Source organism: Maribacter sp. LLG6340-A2 (assembly GCF_045057105.1).
Classification (GTDB): Bacteria; Bacteroidota; Bacteroidia; order Flavobacteriales; family Flavobacteriaceae; genus Maribacter.
This window is the reverse complement of record NZ_CP159332.1, coordinates 693,142-711,329: the sequence shown is the minus strand read 5'-3', so window position 1 is coordinate 711,329 and position 18,188 is coordinate 693,142. Positions and strand designations below refer to the sequence as shown.

The 18,188-nt window shown below is 34.9% G+C and carries 19 protein-coding genes; 4 read left to right on the top strand and 15 right to left on the bottom strand.

What is annotated here, in order from left to right; translation table 11 throughout:
* Positions 1-12: 12 nt before the first annotated feature.
* Complete coding sequence (locus tag ABVM52_RS02910) at positions 13-1,149, bottom strand: hypothetical protein (protein WP_405383538.1); 1,137 nt, start codon at positions 1,147-1,149, stop codon at positions 13-15.
* Between the two features lie 233 nt (positions 1,150-1,382).
* On the opposite strand from ABVM52_RS02910, the gene ABVM52_RS02905 reads away from it, so the two are divergent.
* Both ABVM52_RS02905 and ABVM52_RS02900 read left to right on the top strand, forming a co-directional pair.
* A complete protein-coding gene (locus ABVM52_RS02905; protein WP_405383536.1) occupies positions 1,383-2,660 on the top strand; it encodes a sensor histidine kinase in 1,278 nt (425 codons plus the stop codon).
* Positions 2,653-3,348 carry a response regulator transcription factor gene (locus ABVM52_RS02900; RefSeq protein WP_405383534.1) on the top strand — a complete coding sequence of 232 codons (696 nt, stop codon included), beginning with the start codon at positions 2,653-2,655 and terminating at the stop codon, positions 3,346-3,348. Before ABVM52_RS02905 ends, ABVM52_RS02900 begins: the two co-directional genes overlap by 8 nt.
* Positions 3,349-3,363: 15 nt before the next feature.
* Here ABVM52_RS02900 and ABVM52_RS02895 read toward each other — a convergent pair whose 3' ends face one another.
* The 6 genes from ABVM52_RS02895 to rsfS are packed head-to-tail and all read right to left on the bottom strand — an operon-like array spanning position 3,364 to position 8,116.
* On the bottom strand, positions 3,364-3,621 hold the full coding sequence (locus tag ABVM52_RS02895) for an acyl-CoA-binding protein (RefSeq protein ID WP_405383532.1): 258 nt from the start codon (positions 3,619-3,621) through the stop codon (positions 3,364-3,366).
* Entirely contained in the window at positions 3,596-4,279 is a 684-nt protein-coding gene (locus tag ABVM52_RS02890) for a phosphatidylserine decarboxylase family protein (RefSeq protein ID WP_405383530.1), read from the bottom strand. The genes ABVM52_RS02895 and ABVM52_RS02890 overlap by 26 nt, the downstream gene beginning before the upstream one ends.
* Complete coding sequence (locus tag ABVM52_RS02885) at positions 4,269-5,072, bottom strand: phosphatidate cytidylyltransferase (protein ID WP_405383528.1); 804 nt, start codon at positions 5,070-5,072, stop codon at positions 4,269-4,271. The genes ABVM52_RS02890 and ABVM52_RS02885 overlap by 11 nt, the downstream gene beginning before the upstream one ends.
* A 1-nt stretch (position 5,073) precedes the next feature.
* Positions 5,074-5,685 carry an LUD domain-containing protein gene (locus ABVM52_RS02880; protein WP_405383526.1) on the bottom strand — a complete coding sequence of 204 codons (612 nt, stop codon included), beginning with the start codon at positions 5,683-5,685 and terminating at the stop codon, positions 5,074-5,076.
* Between the two features lie 40 nt (positions 5,686-5,725).
* Complete coding sequence (gene ftsH, locus ABVM52_RS02875; protein WP_405383524.1) at positions 5,726-7,729, bottom strand: ATP-dependent zinc metalloprotease FtsH; 2,004 nt, start codon at positions 7,727-7,729, stop codon at positions 5,726-5,728.
* Positions 7,730-7,738: 9 nt separating this feature from the next.
* Entirely contained in the window at positions 7,739-8,116 is a 378-nt protein-coding gene (gene rsfS, locus ABVM52_RS02870; protein WP_405383522.1) for a ribosome silencing factor, read from the bottom strand.
* Between the two features lie 93 nt (positions 8,117-8,209).
* Here rsfS and ABVM52_RS02865 point away from each other — a divergent pair, with 93 nt between their 5' ends.
* A complete protein-coding gene (locus ABVM52_RS02865) occupies positions 8,210-8,941 on the top strand; it encodes a biotin--[acetyl-CoA-carboxylase] ligase (RefSeq protein ID WP_405383520.1) in 732 nt (243 codons plus the stop codon).
* On the opposite strand, the gene ABVM52_RS02860 is transcribed toward ABVM52_RS02865, so the two are convergent.
* On the bottom strand, positions 8,938-9,330 hold the full coding sequence (locus ABVM52_RS02860) for an SRPBCC family protein (protein WP_405383518.1): 393 nt from the start codon (positions 9,328-9,330) through the stop codon (positions 8,938-8,940). The two genes, ABVM52_RS02865 and ABVM52_RS02860, sit on opposite strands and share 4 nt — an antisense overlap.
* A 2-nt stretch (positions 9,331-9,332) precedes the next feature.
* The gene (pyrE, locus tag ABVM52_RS02855) at positions 9,333-9,977 is read right to left on the bottom strand and encodes an orotate phosphoribosyltransferase (RefSeq protein WP_405383516.1); all 645 of its coding nucleotides are present in this window, start codon (positions 9,975-9,977) and stop codon (positions 9,333-9,335) included.
* A 7-nt stretch (positions 9,978-9,984) separates the two neighbouring features.
* Between pyrE and ABVM52_RS02850 the strand changes: the two genes are divergently transcribed.
* Complete coding sequence (locus tag ABVM52_RS02850; protein ID WP_405383514.1) at positions 9,985-10,575, top strand: NUDIX hydrolase; 591 nt, start codon at positions 9,985-9,987, stop codon at positions 10,573-10,575.
* Here ABVM52_RS02850 and ABVM52_RS02845 read toward each other — a convergent pair.
* The 6 genes from ABVM52_RS02845 to ABVM52_RS02820 all read right to left on the bottom strand — a co-directional run bounded on the left by ABVM52_RS02845 (position 10,572) and on the right by ABVM52_RS02820 (position 18,171).
* On the bottom strand, positions 10,572-12,320 hold the full coding sequence (locus ABVM52_RS02845; RefSeq protein WP_405383512.1) for a M14 family metallopeptidase: 1,749 nt from the start codon (positions 12,318-12,320) through the stop codon (positions 10,572-10,574). The two genes, ABVM52_RS02850 and ABVM52_RS02845, sit on opposite strands and share 4 nt — an antisense overlap.
* Positions 12,321-12,373: 53 nt before the next feature.
* Positions 12,374-12,790 carry a response regulator gene (locus tag ABVM52_RS02840; RefSeq protein ID WP_405383510.1) on the bottom strand — a complete coding sequence of 139 codons (417 nt, stop codon included), beginning with the start codon at positions 12,788-12,790 and terminating at the stop codon, positions 12,374-12,376.
* A complete protein-coding gene (locus ABVM52_RS02835) occupies positions 12,777-14,630 on the bottom strand; it encodes a PAS domain-containing protein (protein WP_405383508.1) in 1,854 nt (617 codons plus the stop codon). Before ABVM52_RS02835 ends, ABVM52_RS02840 begins: the two co-directional genes overlap by 14 nt.
* A 118-nt stretch (positions 14,631-14,748) precedes the next feature.
* A complete protein-coding gene (locus tag ABVM52_RS02830) occupies positions 14,749-16,590 on the bottom strand; it encodes a PAS domain S-box protein (protein WP_405383506.1) in 1,842 nt (613 codons plus the stop codon).
* Positions 16,591-16,709: 119 nt separating this feature from the next.
* Positions 16,710-17,165, bottom strand: a complete 456-nt coding sequence (gene coaD / locus ABVM52_RS02825; protein ID WP_405383504.1) for a pantetheine-phosphate adenylyltransferase — start codon at positions 17,163-17,165, stop codon at positions 16,710-16,712.
* 31 nt (positions 17,166-17,196) lie between these two features.
* Positions 17,197-18,171 (bottom strand): D-alanine--D-alanine ligase, encoded by a 975-nt coding sequence (locus tag ABVM52_RS02820; protein WP_405383502.1) that lies wholly within the window; start codon positions 18,169-18,171, stop codon positions 17,197-17,199.
* Positions 18,172-18,188: the final 17 nt, after the last annotated feature.

The window sequence follows — 18,188 nt, the reverse complement described above, 5'->3', positions numbered from 1 at the left end:
CTAATGGCAACTTTAATTTTTAAACTCTTCCTGTAGTTCTGGAGCTATTTTTACTTTGGAGTTGTTCATGCGGTAAGTAATGCCAAAATTAATGACATAATCAGAGAAAGCAGCATCTCCATGACGTGGTGTACCGGTAGCTTCTTCAGTTGCTAAATCCGTAATACTTTGAGGGCGTTCTCTTCTAATGGCAAAAGGTACATTTAGATTAAATGAAAAATTGCTTTTGTTTAGCGCAATCCCCGGGTCTATGGATAAGATATTTCCGGGTCTTCTAAAACCGTCATTACCACCAATAAAATCCTTAACCGGAATACAGTCAAAACGTGCGCCTAGCGAAGTTGATAAGGTGGGCGAAACAGTATAGCTAAAACCTGTTCTTAAGGAATATTGATCCGGCACCGCCATGATCGCTTCATTCTCGAGTAATGGGTTTAAGGTTTCTCTAAATGTTCGTATACCATTAGTTTCTCTAGGGTTTATAAGGTAATAACCACTGGCATATCCAAATAGGCTATTTGCTATTTTTTGATATGCCTGAAAATCTAATGTAAATCCAAAGCCGCCATCACCAGGTTGTATGGACTGGTCTACGGGTCTTGTTTGCGGTTCCCCGTTTGGACCAACATTGTAAAATATGTCAATAGCATTGTAATTTCCCGTTGGTAATTTTACACCAAGGCCAAGAGCCATATTTCCATTTTGATTTTTCTCAAGGTCTAATAACCAAAATCCAACTCCAAAACGAATATCTCCCAGTCCTCTGGAGAAAGTGGTGTTTCTTTCATTGCGCCCATGTTCGTATAATGATGAACGCGAATTAAAAACCGTAGGTACGGTAATACTCGCATAAACTCTTTGACTTATACCATAGGTCAAAAAGAAATCCGTACTATGGGAATAATTGACCACTTCCGTATTGTTCGTTATGCGATCGGGCTCCTCTTCGGTTCCTCTAAAATGTCTAAAAGATTTGAAGTAACGATAGTTTAATCCTAATTGAAGGTCTCCTTGGTTTAATACATTGTTCTCAAGGCTATTTCCTACACAGGAGGAAAAATGGCGAATTGCTACACAGCCTTGTGAGCTGACTTTAAATCCAAGTAAAACAAAAGCAGCTAATAATAGGAGTAGTTTATTGTTCATCATGTAATTGGTTTGGTTGGTTTAAAAAAATGGCCAACTCCTTAATTAATAGAGATGACCATGATTTTATTTGAAAGAACTTAAATATCTTAAGTTTAATTATTTAACTCTCTACAAAACTAATTCTATAAACTAACTTTGAGATTAATTGATTTGCAATTAAGATTAATGAAAAGTTAATGGACTTAATGAAAGATTAAGTTTGTTTAATATTAAAAACAAATTGAGTTTCTTTAATGAATATGTTTAAAAAGAGAAACCTGTATATAGCCCTTTTGTTTATTTCGCTGTTGGGATTGGCATTTGTACAATATCAATATTTAAAAATAGGACTTAACCTTGCAAAGCTTCAGTTCAATTCTAATTTAGGAAAGGTAAGTGGTGATATTGCCTATGGTTTACAGTCCAAAAACCAGTTAACCTTTTTATTGGGCAGCGCGTTAAAAAGGGATGCATCTTATTTTACGTTGAGTGTAGATAGTATACAAGATGCATCAAGTTATTATTTAAATGACTATATCACCGAGAAGTTGGTAAATAATGGGATTGATACAGATTTTAGTTATACTCTCCACACTAAGGATTCGGCGTTTTACCTGCAATCACCTAAAAAATTTAATGCTAAGTACAATGTAGAGTCTTATCCCATAGAACTTAACGGATATTTGTCTCAACTTTTAGGAAAAAGGTTGGTACTGGAGCTGCACTTTAAAAATTTGAACACGTATTTTTTATCCAAACTAAACAGTTATACATTGCCCAGTTTTCTTTTTATTCTGGGAATTTGCATTGCGGTAGTTTGGGTGCTAAGGACATTTTACTGGCAGCGGCGTGTAATAACTACCACTAATGAATTTATCAATAATTTAACCCACGAATTAAAAACCCCCGTTTTTTCAATTGGTCTGGCAACTAAAATTTTAGATGAGACTGCAGAAGAAAATCAAAAACCGGTATTGGGGATGATTAGACAGCAGGTAAAACGGTTATCGGTGCATATTGATAAGGTGTTGGAATTGGGTAGTTTAGAGGCTGAAAAAAAGGTTTTAAAGCTAGAAAAAGTAGATTTTAGACCATATTTAATCAATTTATGCAAGGAATTTAGCACATTGGTTACCATTGAAAAAGCAACCTTTCACTACCGTATTCAAGATGGGAAATTTGTAGTAAATACAGAGGTATTCCATTTAGAAAACGCAATAAATAATATATTGGATAATGCAAAAAAATATGCAGACCACCCGGTTATTCAGCTTAATGCCTCTGTAAAAAATAACGCTTTGGTCATTGAGGTGTTAGATAATGGCAGGGGAATACCTATAAATGACCAAAAGAAAATTTTCTTAAAATATTATAGGGTTACCGGTAAGGAGAGTTCTGTGATAAAAGGGTACGGTTTGGGGTTAAGTTATGTAAAGAAAGTTGTGGAAAAACATAAAGGAAAAGTTGTAATGGAAAGTGTGGTAGGTAAAGGAACCAAGGTAACTCTTCTAATACCGTTGTGTAATGAATGATGATAAACATAAAATAATTTTAGTAGAGGACAGTACGGATTTAGGGTATTTGTTATCGGAATACCTTAGGATGAAAAATTTTGAAGTTAGCTGGTTTACTGACGGAGAAAGTGCTCTTAAAAACCTAAAAACAACAAAATACGATTTGGCTATATTGGATATTACAATGCCAGATATGGATGGTTTTACACTAGCAGAACAATTAAAAGAACAATTTCCAGAGCTACCCTTTCTTTTTTTAACGGCACGTTCCTTAAAGGTAGATGTGCTTAAAGGTTTTTATTTAGGGGCTGTAGATTATTTAAAAAAACCTATTGATGAAGAAGAGCTGGTCATTAGAATAGAAAATTTATTGGCAAGGATCAAGGTTCAGTCAAATGCCATGGAGGGTACTACGGATTTTAAAATTGGGAGTTATACCTTTAATGTCGTTAATCAAGAATTGGCATATGAAGATGAGCAATTTCATTTGACTACCAAAGAAAGTGAGCTTTTACATTATTTGGTATTGAGAAAAAATAAGTTGTGCAGTCATAAGGATATTTTAATAAAACTATGGGGGGCAAATGACTACTTCAACAAGAAAAGCTTAAATGTATTTATAACTCGCTTAAGAAAATACTTAGAAAAGGATGAAACAATTAGTATTGATAATATTCATGGGCAAGGATTTATATTGCGTGAATAATTTATCTGTATGTACTTATTTTAATTCTTTCTCTACAAGGGCAACATAAGATTTCATTGCTTGTTTCTTGTTCATGTTTTTGGCTTGAAACAAGGCATTGGCTTTGAAAGCATTTATTAAAGGAGTTTTACTACCGGGATTGTCGTAATTAGAATTGGCAATTTTATAGTATGCGTATAGTTTTAGAAGAACATCGGCAGGAATAGGCTCTGTAAAACTATTAACATAGGCTACGGCCTCTTCAAATTCAATTTGTGATTTCTTCTTTTTCATTTGGATCAACAAAAGTGGCAATACAAGTTTGCGCTCCTTTTACTTTTTGATTCAATTTTACATTTATTTGACTATCTAAAGGTAAGAACAAGTCTACCCTAGAACCAAATTTTATAAAACCGGAGTCATCTCCCTGTTGTACACTTTCTCCTTTTTCGGCGTAATTTACTATGCGTCTTGCCATGGCACCGGCAATTTGGCGGTATAGGATTTCTCCAAATTTGGGTGTTTTTATTACTACGGTCGTCCTTTCGTTTTCTTCACTAGCTTTTGGGTGCCAGGCCACAAGATATTTACCAGGGTGATATTTGGAAAATGAAATGGTACCACTTGCTGGGTAGCGGGTTACGTGTACATTGGTAGGTGACATAAAAATGGATACCTGCCTTCTTTTTTCCTTAAAATATTCTTTTTCAAACACTTCTTCAATAACCACGACCTTACCGTCTACCGGGGAAAGAATTTCGTCAAAATTTTTAACCGCCAACCTTTTAGGGTTTCTAAAAAACTGTAGTATAGCAACCATGACTACCAACCCTAGTAATTGAACCGTAAGTTTTAACCATGAAATATCTATGAAGTAGTGGGCTAAAATGACACTAATTCCTACCAAGCAAAAAGAAAACAATATTATTTTTTGTCCCTCTCTATGAAACATAACTAAAAATATTTAACGTTAAATACGCAAAAGGTGCTGCAAAAACTAAACTATCCAAACGGTCAAGCATACCGCCATGACCTGGTAAAATTGCACCGCTGTCCTTGACTCCTGCCGCTCTTTTAAATTTGGACTCAATTAAATCCCCTATACTACCGGCCACAACAATTACGGTTGCCATTATCATCCATTGAATGGGACTTATTAATTGTTCTTGCGTAGCGATCAAATAGGCTGCACCTAGAGCAAAAATTAAACCACCCAATGTGCCTTCAACCGTTTTTTTAGGTGAAACTGAAGGAAACAATTTAGTTCTCCCAATACTTTTACCTACTAGGTAGGCAAAAGAATCATTTACCCAAATTAATATAAAAATTCCCATGATCAATAATTTGGCAAAGGCATCATTCTTGTAAGGAATCATGGTTAAAAAAATACAACCTCCACCTATATAGAACAATCCTATAATAAATTTTAAGAACTTGGTATATTTAATTTCTTTCCTTGAAAATAAATTATAGATCAAATAGATATCTACCGCAATGGTAACAACCATTAAAACATTGATTATCTGTTGGTCTTTTACTAAGTAAATAAACGCCCACCAAAGCGCTAAATATGCCGCAAAGATATGGTAGCCTTTTAATCCTACCAGTTTTTTGTATTCGTAAAGACAAGCCAGGCCAAAAGTCATGAACAAGAAATCAAAGGCATCTGAACTAAGAAATACTGCAGATAGCAAAAGGATGATATATACCGCCCCTGTTAATGACCTTCGTAAAATTTCCCTCATACTATAAATCTTCCAGTAGTAAAAGATAAAGATTTTTAGTGCTACTACCATAAGTTAGAAAATCATCTGAATTTTCTGCGGTAGCCTTAAAGTGTTTTAAGGTAGTAATATTTGCAGGTATTTTTTGTCCGTATTTCTTTTTGATGGTTTTAAGACCTTCACCTATAGATTCTACTAATTGACTGGTTGTTGCGAATACCACGACATTGCTAGGTAGTTCATTGACCTTTTTCTCCAATAATTGGTTAGAGCAAACTAAAATACTCCCATTTTGGGCTATTAGGTGCTCGCATGTGGTAAAGAACACTTCGCTATCCCTTGGGTTATCTGTATAGGTTAAAGATTCCTTCGAAAATTTTTCAGCAAGCCTTTTATTTAGAATATAAAATGGTTCACTTTCCCAATTGTTCTCAATAACAATATTCTGTATGGCATTGGAAATCTCGGCATCATTGATACAGTAAATAAATTTACCACCATTTTTCTTAAAATGTATGGTAAATTTTTCATCAACGGGAATATTTAGGTCTGGCATATGGTCACCACGGGTTTCTGCAGTTTCTTTAGAAACTTTCTTTTTACCCCCACCAAATAACATATCTAAAATCCCCATTTATTCTGTTATAACAATTGCCGGTTAAATTAATACAATATTAATTATTCTCGGTAATTTCCTGATCTTCTATTTCCGTAGAATCTTTTTCTTCGTTCAATTTTTTTTCGTTATCCAAAGCCAGAATATCTTTTTCAAAGTTTCTTTTTCCGAAAATCTTTTCCAAATCCTCCTTAAAGATAACTTCTTTCTCTAACAATCTTTCCGCCAAAGTGGTAAGTTTATCCTTATTTTCAGTTAAGACTTTTATAGCTCTTTGGTATTGTTGTTCTATGATCTTTGATATTTCATCATCTATTTTTCTTGCCGTATCCTCACTGTAAGGTTTTGAGAATCCGTAAGAATCTTGACCAGATGAGTCGTAATAAGTGATGTTACCAAGTTCTTCATTAAGTCCGTAAATGGTGACCATGGCCCTGGCCTGCTTTGTTACCTTTTCCAAATCACTCAAAGCACCTGTGGAAATCTTGTTGAAAATAACCTTTTCTGCAGCTCTACCACCCATAGTGGCACACATTTCATCAAGCATTTGTTCTGGCCTAACAATTAAGCGCTCTTCTGGTAAATACCATGCGGCACCCAATGATTGTCCTCTAGGTACAATGGTAACCTTTACTAGTGGCGCGGCGTGTTCTAGCATCCAACTAGTAGTGGCATGACCAGCTTCATGATATGCTATGGTTTCTTTTTCGCCAGGCGTAATTATCTTATTTTTCTTTTCAAGACCACCAACAATCCTATCTACCGCATCTAGGAAATCTTGCTTATCTACGGCCTTTTTCTCGTTTCTTGCTGCTATTAATGCCGCTTCGTTACAAACATTGGCAATATCCGCACCTGAAAATCCAGGAGTTTGTCTGGCCAAGAAGTCCAAATCCAAGGTCTCTAACGTTTTAATAGGTCTTAGGTGAACCTCAAAAATCTCCTTACGTTCACGAATGTCCGGTAAGTCAACATATATTTGACGGTCAAATCTACCGGCACGCATAAGCGCTTTGTCCAATACATCTGCACGGTTGGTTGCTGCTAATACTATAACATTGGTATTAGTACCAAAACCATCCATTTCTGTCAATAATTGGTTCAGGGTATTCTCACGTTCATCATTGGAACCTGTAAAATTATTTTTACCTCTAGCTCTACCAATGGCATCAATCTCATCAATAAATATAATTGCGGGCGATTTGTCCTTAGCCTGTTTAAATAGGTCACGTACCCTTGAAGCACCAACACCTACGAACATTTCTACAAAATCTGAACCGGATAGGGAGAAGAAAGGTACTTTGGCTTCTCCTGCAACGGCTTTTGCCAATAACGTTTTACCTGTTCCTGGAGGGCCTACCAATAAGGCACCTTTAGGAATTTTACCACCTAAAGAGGTGTATTTATCAGGATTTCGTAAAAACTCTACAATTTCCTCAACTTCTTCCTTTGCACCTTCCAGACCGGCTACATCCTTAAATGATGTTCTGGTATCTGTTTTTTCGTCAAATAATTTTGCCTTTGATTTTCCTATATTAAAAATTTGACCTCCAGCGCCTCCGCCGCCGCCGCCGGACATTCTTCTCATTAAGTATATCCAAATACCAATGATAAGAACAAATGGCAGTAAGGAAAGTAAGAAGTCTATAATGGCCGTAGATTCCTTGCCAAACTCTATTATAGTATCTAGATTATTTTCTTTTTTGATATCAGTAATCTCATTTTGAAATATTTGAAGATCACCATAATCCAATGTGTATTGCGGAACATTGTCAGATGTAGGTAAAAATGATTTTTCGTTAACATCCTTATGAACATCCTTTGCAATTGCTTCATCGGTCAAGAATACCTTTGCTTGATTGGTATTGGTAATGATCAGAATTTTCTTGACATCACCATTTCGTAAGTATTCTTGAAGTTCTGAAGTAGTAGTCTTGTTGGTACTAGCCAAATCATCGCTACTAAATAATTGAAAGCCTATAAGTAATACTGCTACCAATCCATAAATCCACCAAGAGCTGAATTTTGGTTTTTTAGGATTTGTTTTGTTTTCTTTTGCCATTTTAATTTTTTATTGATTAACGCTGCTATCTATGACGGTGAACTTTGCGTCACCCCATAGGCCTTCTATATCGTAATATTCACGAGCTTGTTTTTGAAATATATGCACTACTACATTTACATAGTCCATTAATACCCACTCGGCATTATCCTCGCCCTCTACATGCCAAGGCTTATCTTGAATTGCTTTGCTTACTGTTTTTTGGATTGATCCTACGATCGCGTTTACGTGTGTATTGGAAGTACCGTTGCAAATTATGAAGTAATCACAAACAGTGTTTTCAATTTCCCTTAAATCCAATAGATTTATATTGTGCCCTTTTACTTCGTCAACTCCTTGTATAATTAATGCAATTAACTCATCTACGCTAGCTTTTCTTTCCTGCATTCAAAAATTTTAATTTTTACAAAGTTATTATTTTTTTGTTCTTTTAGGTCTAGTTTTTAACAATACATTAAAGAATAACAATATGTACCGCAAATGCAAATAATCAAACTTGATGCCACGGCCTCTACAAATACCTATTTAAAGGACTTGGCGGTGCATACCAATTTAAAGGATTTTACGGTCGTGGTAACCAAAAATCAAACTGCAGGTAGGGGGCAATTGAATAGTAAATGGGAATTTGAAAAAGGTAAAAACCTAGCAATCAGTTTATTAAAAAATGATTTAGCTATTCCTGTTGACAAAATGTTTGTACTCAGTATTTCTGTTTCATTAGCCATTTTAAAGGCTTTAGAGGTATTGAGGGTGCCCAATTTAAGTGTGAAATGGCCAAACGACATTCTGTCAGGTAATGCTAAAATTGGAGGTATTTTGATAGAGAATATGCTGGCTGGCAGTAAAATAAAAAGGAGTGTAATTGGTTTTGGGCTAAATATAAACCAAGTAACCTTTAATTATGCCCCAAATGCATCTTCACTAGTAAATATTATTGGACAAAAACAAGACTTGGACCACGTATTCAATATTTTGGTTGAGCAACTGCACCATTATTTAGATAAGCCTATGTTGAATATGGAAGAAGAGCTGTACCAGGCATATGAGTCCAAATTATTTAAAAAAGGAGTGCGCAGCCAATTTTTAGAAAAGAATAACAAAATGCTTTCCGGGATAATTACCGGTGTAAGTAAAAGCGGTAAGCTCAAAGTGGAGCTAGATAATGGTACTTTACGTGAATTTGGTTTAAAAGAAGTACAACTACAGTACTAAACTTTGGACAAATTTGTAGAAAGTGTTTTGATAAAGTTGGTAATGGGAGTCTTAATCATCATGGCCATCATGGCATTAAACTCACCGTTAAAGCTTAAGCTTACCTCACTTTTTTCAGTGGATAGCTCCATAATATCTGCAGTTAACGTAAAAGGAAGTTTATCACTTGCCGCTCCAAGCACTAATTTGTTATGAGGTATTTCCTCTTTTTTTTCCAGCACAATTTCTGGCATTCCTTTTAATGCGAAAAGAAACCGGTTTTCTGAAAGGACTTCAAATTTATCAATGTTTTCAGGCATTAATTGTCTAAAATTAGACAAGTCGTTCAAGAAATTATAAGTCTCTTCTTTTGTTTTAGCAACTTCTGCCTTAGGTGATTCTATAAACATATTTATTTATTTGTCCATTTAGAAGGGTCTTTTCTCCACTCCATTAATGTTTTTAACTGATCCTCTTTTACATAACCGGTATCAGATGCTTGTTCTATAAGATACTCATAACTACTTAAGGTGTGCAACGCTGTGTTCTTTTCTTTAAAGTTATCCAATGCAGTTTGAAAACCATAGGTGAATATTGCCAGCATACCTTTAACGTTAGCCTTCTGGTCACGCAAAGCATCAACAGCATTTAGGCTACTTTTTCCGGTACTGATTAGGTCTTCTATGACCACTACGGACTGGTTGGCCTCTAAATGCCCTTCAATCTGGTTTTGCCTTCCATGAGACTTTGGTTGTGGTCGTACATATACAAAGGGTAAGTTAAGCTTATCTGCAACCAAGGCCCCAATTCCTATAGCACCTGTAGCAACACCAACAATGCAATCTGGCTTTCCGTAAAGCTCCTCTACTTGCTTGGCCATTTCATCCCTTATATAATTTCTTATAGCGGGGTATGACAGTAAAATTCTATTGTCACAATAAATGGGAGAATTCCAACCAGAAGCCCATGTAAAAGGATTTTCGGGTTTCAATTTTATTGCATTAATTTGCAGCAGAAGCTCTGCTGTTTTTTTAGCCGTGTTTTTGTCTAAAACCATGATGCAAATGTATAAAGTTTTTGTCAATGAATTGCCTTTGATTTTAACAAATAAACTGTCAGAAACGGCAAATGGAGAGTATTTTCTTCTTAACCAAGATTCTATTCAGGAAGCAATTAAATCTTTAAAAAAGAAAAAATTAAAGGAGGCTTATATCTATCACCCCAACCATGAGGAAATACTAAAAAAATTCACAAAGGAAATTCCTTTGGTAGTAGCTGCTGGCGGGGTGGTCACCAATGAAGAAGGCAAGGTATTGTTTATTTATAGGAACGATAAATGGGACTTGCCAAAGGGTAAATTGGATAAGGGAGAGTCTATTGAAGATTGTGCCATACGTGAAGTCATGGAAGAAACCGGTGTTAAAGGATTAAAGATTGAAAATTTTTTACGCACCACATACCATATTTTTAAAAACGGTGGTATCTATACCTTAAAACAGGTGCACTGGTATGCCATGAAGACGGATTATAATGGTAAGTTAAAACCGGAGAAAAAAGAAGGAATTGTGAAAGTACGGTGGAAAGGCCCCATTAAAATTCAAAAAGCACTGCAGAATTCCTATGCCAATATTAAAATATTGTTTGAGGGCGATTAATTGGAGCGAGCAATTCTATACACTGGATATTGCATATGTGCTTTTTCATAAAGATTACTTTGCTTAAACAACCAATCTAGTTGCGCATACCAATTCTTCTTGAAATTGGGGTCTTCTATCCTTTTGTTTTCAAATGTTGATTTCAGCACAGAATCATTTTGGAGCATTTGTAATGCGGTGTCTTCAAATACGTAAGGGGAAAACCCTTCTTTTTGTTGTAGAATGGTATCAAAAAAATTCCAGTTGAAGAAAGAGTCCTTGGCGGCCGGTTCCAATGTTTCAATAATATATCTTATGCCCGGTTGGTCAACGGGGATAATGAGATCACCAGTATAAAATTTTTGGGTTCTATTTTCTTTGGTGACCACTGTGTTATAGTGTAAGTAGTGGCCTTCATATGGAGTCTTTACGGTCTGGTAGTCGCTTATCTTATAGGATTCTACTTGCATTAGCGTATCTGTTTGTACGGTTTCGTAATGAATGTGGTTCATTTTTAACCTTTCAATTACAGTTGACCATTGTTTGCCAATAACATATGCCTTAGGAATCTTTACGGAGTCTACTGGGGTAAAAAAGTCCTTATATTCAATGTCGTTTTCAATAGGGGCCTCCCTATTATACTTTAGTCTAGAAAAACCGGTAACCTCACTGATTATGGTATCTGCTTTAAACCCTTTGAATGTAATTGTACTGGACTTTGTAGTATCTACCTGCCAAGTAATAGGGTAATAGTGTGCATTTTCTAATTCCTTGGCTCTTAGGGTGCGCATCTCTTTAATTTTAGGCCCTTCAATATCACTTATGGAAATCATTTTACGCATTAGTTCATAAGTGCCTGCAACACGTTTGTTATAAGGTTTTAGCATATGGGTCTCTACCATCATACCCAATGAATTCCATAGGGTGGTATAACCGGTAGAATATCTTGGATGGTCCATAAATTGCTGAAAACCAGTTTCTGGAGGTTTGTTGAAAACATTTACATAGGGGGTAATATCCCAATTGCTTTGTGATAATGAATCCTTTAAAAGAGGCATAAATTGGTCATGAACATACTTGCCCAATGTACCGCCTAATTTATTATGTTGCGTAAACAAATGGGTAAGGGTGTATTGATAATCCGCACCATTGCTTACATGATTGTCAATGAAAATATCTGGATTAATGAGATGTAATATTTCGGCAAAAGTTGCGGCATTTTTCGTGTCACTTTTAATAAAATCCCTATTCAGGTCGTAGTTCCTTGCATTGCCTCTAAAACCATAGGCTTTAGGTCCATTTTGGTTTGCCCTTGTAGTGCTGTTTCTGTTTAAAGCCCCACCAATATTGTAGATAGGGATGGTAGAAACTATAGTTTGTTTAGGACTCTTAATTTTTTTACTGGCCAAATCCCTGAACAATATCATGGTAGCATCAATACCATCACTTTCACCTGGGTGAATACCGTTGTTTATTAGCATTAACGTATGGTCAACACTAAGTTTTTTAAAATTAAAATTTCCTTTTGGGCTAAAGGTGACCACATGTAAGGGTTCTCCACTATCTGTAGTGCCAATGGTTTGCATATTAATGCTAGAGAACTCTTTGGCAAGTTTTTTATAGAAATCCAAAACTTGATCATAGGTAGCCGTTTCTAATTCATTGGATAGTTCGTAAGGGGTAGGGAATTCTTTCTTATAGTTTTCTTCTACCTCATTGCATGAAATTAGCAGGGTAATAGTAAAAATTAAAAGTAATGGTCTCATTGCCAATTTAAATAAAGGAGGTGCATGATTTTAAACTAATACAAATGTAAGAATTAGTTCAAGGTTTCAGCAACTTTGGTAATGTCCTCTATTTTAGATTTGTGGATAGGCTTTTGATTAAAGGTAATCAGATGATGACTATTAGCTCTGTAATGTTCCCACTGCTCTTTGTCGTATGGGTCTATTGAAGAAGTAACAATATTGATTCTTATCCTTTCCTGTATAGGTAATTTTATAAACGCTTCTAAAAACTCCCAACCGTCCATTATAGGCATATTTATATCTAAAAAGATTATTTTAGGTAATGGTTGATCGTTATTCAGTTTATCCTTTATGGCATCTATGGCCAATTTACCATTTACATAAGATTCTATATTATCACATTCAACGGTAAGACTAATTAATTTTCTTAAGCCAAAAACCGTAATCGCATCATCATCTACTATAGTGATCTCACTAATTTTTATCATTAAAGAATATTTTAAATTCCGTTCCTTTTCCTACTTCACTAGAAACTTCAACTTTACCGTTCATTGCGTCTATTTGGTTTTTGGTGATGTATAGACCAATACCTCTTGCATCTTTATGCTCATGGAAGGTTTTATACATTCCAAATAGTTTTTTGCCGTGCTTCTCAAGATTTATACCCAGGCCATTGTCTGAAATGGTCAATACCGAGTAACCTTTTTCTTTAGAAGCACTAAGTACAATTTTACAGTTTCTGGTTGGGTCCTTGTATTTTACCGCGTTGGTAATGAAATTATTCAAAATACTGTCTAGATAGGAAGGTACGGATTTTACCTTAAAATTTTTAGGAATGTTATTTTTAATTTCTGCTTTGTTATTTAGAAGGTAGCCCGTTAAATATTGATGTACATCCAATACTTTTTGATGTAGATTAATTGATTTTTTTTCAATATTGGTGTTGGTGTTTATAGAGATTACGTCATTTAAGTTATCCAAGGTTTCCAATAAGTTATTGGATGAGTCCGATAACATTTTAATAATGCGTTTTTTCTCGTTTTCATCCTCCTCATCCTTTAAAAAGTCTAACAGCATAGAAAAATTAGCCGAGTGTGATCTTAAGTTATGAGAAACGATATGGGCAAAATTCAACAGTTTTTTATTTTGAATAGATGCAATGTTGATAATATTTCTAAGCTCTGTTTCCTTTTCTTTTAGTGCGGTAATATCCAAACTAATGCCCACAATACCATAGGCAACCCCTTTATTGTTCAGCAATGGAATTTTGGAACTTAAAAAAGAGGTTTCCTTACCATCTAATTTTATGTTTAGCGTTTCTTTACTGATAATGGGTTTTAAGGTATTCATTACCATTAGGTCCTCTTCTCTTGATCTTGCAGCAGATTCTGAAGGATACAAGTCAAAATCACTCTTACCTAAAATTTCTTCAGGACTATCAACCCCCAAAAAATCGCATTCTGCTTTGTTTACCAGTATTTTCCTGGACTCTGTATCTTTTATATAAACGTTTACCGGTAGATTATCGATCAAGGTTCTTAGCAATTTTTCATTGTTAAGGGTTTTGTTATCTGCATCTACCTGTTCCTGTATATCTTGAAAGGTACCTATTAACCCTACCAATTCACCATTGTGGTAAATAGGTTTGCCGCCAGACATCACCCATTTTTCATCTCCATTGGCCGTTACAATTTGTAATTTTAAGTTGCTCCATGCCTTACCTTTTTCCTGGGCTTCAAAAAGTGCCATGGATATAGCATTACGGCTATGTCCTTCTTTATAATAATATATGGCGTTTTCAATATTAGGGGTAAAATGTGGAGGTACTTCATGTATGGCCTTGGTAATGTTGCACCAGGTTAAAATATTATTGTTGACATCATACTCCCATCTACCAATTTTGGTGATTTCGGCTTGCTGTTTTAGCAACTGGTCCTTTTTATTGAGTTCTAATTCGCTATTTATAGAATCGGTAATATCTGTAATCTGAATAATTGCCCCAATAATTTCTTCATCGGTATTGTACCAAGGAGAATTGGACCACTCATACCATACTTCATTATTATTGTCGTCCAATGCTTGGTGAATTCCCAAGGGTTGGGGCTTACCTTTAAAACAGTTTTCCAATACATTTTTCCATTTTGGACTTAGATTGGGAAACAATTTAAAAAGACTGGTCTTTTTGTTTGATTTATTTTGCTTACTGAACAACTGCATCCATTTATCGGATGTGTGTACAATATTAAAATTAGTATCAACAAATGCCGTTGGTGTTGGCAATTGTTTAATTAAGAATGAAGTAGTCGTAGTTTGGGGAACTTTAATCATACTGTTGTAATTTCTTACTAAATTAATTGCTGTTTGTAGGTTTAAACTATATTTGTTGTGAATGTTTCAAATTACGTTGTGTAAAAGGAAATACGGCCTTTTTTTTCTTACACAGATATCATTTTTTATTAAAGAATATTTTAAAGATGGTTCCTTGCCCAACAGTACTATTTGCCGTTATTTTACCGTTCATGGCCTCAACCTGATTCTTGGTAATATAAAGACCAATACCTCTAGAATCTTTATTTTTATGAAACGTATTATATAGGCCAAATAATTTATTGCCATATTTTTTAAGATCCATTCCCATTCCGTTATCCTCAATACTTAAAACCGTATAGTGTTTTTCTTCTTCGGCACTTAAAATAATAATAGGACTTTTACCTTCTTTACGATATTTTATAGAATTGGTAATACAGTTGGTCAATATACTATTAAGGTATGCAGGAAATGCCTTTACCATGAGAGAATCTGGAACTTCATTCACAATTTTACCCTGGGTTTCCTTTAATAAGCCAGCTACGTTCTGTTCTGCCAAAAAAATATGTTCGTTTAAGGAAAGTAATTTCTTTTCTAGGTTGATGTTTGACCGTACTTCCACTATTTCCCTTAATCCTTTAATGGTCGTAGTGAGGTTGTCCGATGCGCTAAATAACATTTGTATTAGTTTCTTGCGCTCGTTAGTGCCATTTTCTGAATTTAAAAAATTAAGTAGTAAAGAAAAGTTAGAGGCATGGGTTTTTAGGTTGTGGGAAACCATGTGGGCAAAATTCAATAATTTTTCATTTTTTTCAGCGGATAACCTTATAGTCTTTTTGTAGTTTTTTTCAAGATTCGTTTCCGTTGAAATATTCTTAATGGTACATAATATATTTTTATTGATGTTATGGTCAATTATGGTACCAGATATTTTAATGTATATGGTTTTATTGTCTTTATCAAGGATACTTGTTTTAACGCCATTGAACTCATCATTTGTTTTCAACTGTTTACGTAGTTTACCAAGGTCTAATCTCTTGTTGTTTTTTATAAATTGGGAGAAAGGCTTATGTAATAAATAGGATTTGTCAAAACCTAAAAGCTGTACCAGTTTATTATTTACGTTTTTTATTTTTCCAGAGGACAGATCAATGATTGCTAACCCAAAATCTACCTTCTCAAATAATGGATATTGTTTGCCATATAAGCTAATGGTATCTGATGGGGCGGTAAAGGTATCGGTAATGTTTTGTATGGTACCAATGATTCTGGTGCATTTACCGTCTTTAAATTTTGGTCGACCAATAGTATTAACCCAAATAACCGTTCCGTCTTGTTGTCTTAATTGCAGTTTTTCATTCCATGGTACACCGGCTTTTTTTGCTTCCTCCAAAGAATTTTTAATGGTGTTTCTAGATTTTTTGGGTGAATAAAAATCAATGGCTTTTTCTATAGTTGGCTTAAAGTCAGTGGAAACTCCATAAATTTTGTAGACGGCCGGTGTCCATTGCAATAGGTTTTTCTCAATATCAAACTCCCAACTTCCTATTTGTGCAATGGAGTTTTTTTCATTTAATAGATGTTTGGTTTTGCTTAGTTCCCATTGCAACTCTTCTGCCTTTGAAATGGTTTCAACTTTTATGATGACACCTATAATATTTCCGTAACCATCTTTCCAAGGGTTTAAATGCCAAATAGAATTGTCAGTAGCTTCAATTTCCGGGGTAGGAGCAAATTTAAACTTTATATCCCTAAGACCGTCCAAACTATACCTTAACCGTGTTTGAAGTTCTGAACCAAGTTCGGGAAAAAGATGAAATATTTCTTGACCTTTTATTTGCTCCAAATCAAAATTAAAAATAGAAAGCCACTTTGGAGAAGCGCTTTGTAATTTTAAATCTGTATCTATGATTGCTATGGAGGAAGGTATTTGCGCAATCCAATCTAATGACGAAATGACACTCTTGTTTGATTTTAGCATAGTCAGAAAGAATTTTCCTACTAAAATAATGGAATATTCTAACTTTTACAGGTAAATTGTTGTCATTTTATCAATATACGTTGTTGAAAACTGTATTTGTGTGGTGTAAAACCTATTTTTTACTCTTTTCTTACAAAAGAAGGTACTAGTCCGGTGTAGTCACCATTGTTTCTAATTACATCTCTAACAATAGAGGAACTGATATAAGATTTTCCTGATGAGGTCAATAAAAACACGGTTTCTATCTCAGATAGTTTTCTGTTTGTATGTGCAATAGCTTTCTCAAATTCAAAATCCCCGGGATTTCTTAATCCTCTTAAAATAAAATTGGCGTTCACTTTCTTACAAAAATCCACCGTAAGACCTTGATATGATTTAACGGAAATTTTGGGCTCATCCTTAAAAGTTTCTGTGATGAATTTCATGCGCTGTTCTAATGTGAACATGTATTTTTTATCGGCATTTTTACCAATGGCAATAATGATTTCATCAAAAAGGGTAATACCTCGCATAATAATATCATGGTGCCCTAAGGTTAGGGGGTCAAAAGAACCGGGGAATATTGCGCGTCTCATAAGTGTAATTTACGTCCTAAATATAGGTAAATTAAGATAATGCTTCTGTAATGGCATTTTCAAATAATTGAGTTAAGGATATACCGGCTTTTTGGGCTTGCTGGGGCAAAATGCTTTCTGTTGTTAAACCAGGAGTGGTATTCACTTCAAGCAGGTACGGTTCATTGCCAATAAAGATAAATTCGCTTCTGGAAAAACCTGTCATTTTAAGGATATTATATATTTTTTTTGATACTGCGGTTACATTGGCCAGTTGTTCATCATTGATTCTTGCCGGGGTAATTTCTTGGGATTTACCCTCATACTTGGCCTCATAATCAAAAAAGTCATTTTCACTTACAATTTCCGTAATGGGCAATACAGTAGTTTCTCCATTAATTTTTAATACTCCTACAGAAACTTCCGTACCTTCTAAAAATCCTTCTATAATAATTTCGTCATCCTCTTTATAGGCCGTTTCTATAGCATTCTTTAGTTCTTCTTTTTTATAGACCTTGGTAATACCATAACTACTACCTGACTTATTCGCTTTTACGAAACAAGGTAATTTTACTTTCTCAATGATTTCGGTTTCGTTAATGTCATCACCTAAATTTAAATAATAGGCTGGTGCAGATTTTATGCCATAGGCTTTTAAAACACTCAATAAATCCCTTTTGTTGAAGGTTAGTGCTGCTTGGTAGAACCCACATGAGGTATGTGGTATGTTCAACAAATTAAAATAAGCTTGCATGAGGCCGTCTTCTCCGGGTGTACCATGTATGGCATTGAATACACAATCAAAGGTAATAGAAGTGCCGTCTAATTGTATGGAGAAATTGTTACGGTCTATGGGGGTTTCTGTGCCGGCATCATCCACATAAACCCATTTATCCTTAAAGATATGTATAGGATACAGGTTAAATTTTTCTTTGTCCAAGTACGTATAGACTACATGGCCGCTTTTTAACGATATCTTATATTCGCTAGAATAGCCGCCCATTATTATCGCTATATTTTTTTTCATGAGTTGTAGATAAAGAG

Excerpts from the sequence above, each read along its gene's own strand:
- ABVM52_RS02900 (WP_405383534.1), top strand. The coding sequence starts at position 2,653 with ATGAATGATGATAAACATAAAATAATTTTAGTAGAGGACAGTACGGAT.
- coaD (WP_405383504.1), bottom strand. The coding sequence starts at position 17,165 with ATGAGACGCGCAATATTCCCCGGTTCTTTTGACCCCCTAACCTTAGGG.
- ABVM52_RS02910 (WP_405383538.1), bottom strand. The coding sequence starts at position 1,149 with ATGATGAACAATAAACTACTCCTATTATTAGCTGCTTTTGTTTTACTT.
- ABVM52_RS02860 (WP_405383518.1), bottom strand. The coding sequence starts at position 9,330 with ATGTTTATAGAATCACCTAAGGCAGAAGTTGCTAAAACAAAAGAAGAG.
- ftsH (WP_405383524.1), bottom strand. The coding sequence starts at position 7,729 with ATGGCAAAAGAAAACAAAACAAATCCTAAAAAACCAAAATTCAGCTCT.
- ABVM52_RS02905 (WP_405383536.1), top strand. The coding sequence starts at position 1,383 with ATGAATATGTTTAAAAAGAGAAACCTGTATATAGCCCTTTTGTTTATT.
- ABVM52_RS02890 (WP_405383530.1), bottom strand. The coding sequence starts at position 4,279 with ATGTTTCATAGAGAGGGACAAAAAATAATATTGTTTTCTTTTTGCTTG.
- ABVM52_RS02865 (WP_405383520.1), top strand. The coding sequence starts at position 8,210 with ATGCAAATAATCAAACTTGATGCCACGGCCTCTACAAATACCTATTTA.
- ABVM52_RS02820 (WP_405383502.1), bottom strand. The coding sequence starts at position 18,171 with ATGAAAAAAAATATAGCGATAATAATGGGCGGCTATTCTAGCGAATAT.
- ABVM52_RS02895 (WP_405383532.1), bottom strand. The coding sequence starts at position 3,621 with ATGAAAAAGAAGAAATCACAAATTGAATTTGAAGAGGCCGTAGCCTAT.
- ABVM52_RS02830 (WP_405383506.1), bottom strand. The coding sequence starts at position 16,590 with ATGCTAAAATCAAACAAGAGTGTCATTTCGTCATTAGATTGGATTGCG.
- ABVM52_RS02835 (WP_405383508.1), bottom strand. The coding sequence starts at position 14,630 with ATGATTAAAGTTCCCCAAACTACGACTACTTCATTCTTAATTAAACAA.
- pyrE (WP_405383516.1), bottom strand. The coding sequence starts at position 9,977 with ATGGTTTTAGACAAAAACACGGCTAAAAAAACAGCAGAGCTTCTGCTG.
- rsfS (WP_405383522.1), bottom strand. The coding sequence starts at position 8,116 with ATGCAGGAAAGAAAAGCTAGCGTAGATGAGTTAATTGCATTAATTATA.
- ABVM52_RS02845 (WP_405383512.1), bottom strand. The coding sequence starts at position 12,320 with ATGAGACCATTACTTTTAATTTTTACTATTACCCTGCTAATTTCATGC.
- ABVM52_RS02840 (WP_405383510.1), bottom strand. The coding sequence starts at position 12,790 with ATGATAAAAATTAGTGAGATCACTATAGTAGATGATGATGCGATTACG.
- ABVM52_RS02850 (WP_405383514.1), top strand. The coding sequence starts at position 9,985 with ATGTATAAAGTTTTTGTCAATGAATTGCCTTTGATTTTAACAAATAAA.
- ABVM52_RS02885 (WP_405383528.1), bottom strand. The coding sequence starts at position 5,072 with ATGAGGGAAATTTTACGAAGGTCATTAACAGGGGCGGTATATATCATC.
- ABVM52_RS02880 (WP_405383526.1), bottom strand. The coding sequence starts at position 5,685 with ATGGGGATTTTAGATATGTTATTTGGTGGGGGTAAAAAGAAAGTTTCT.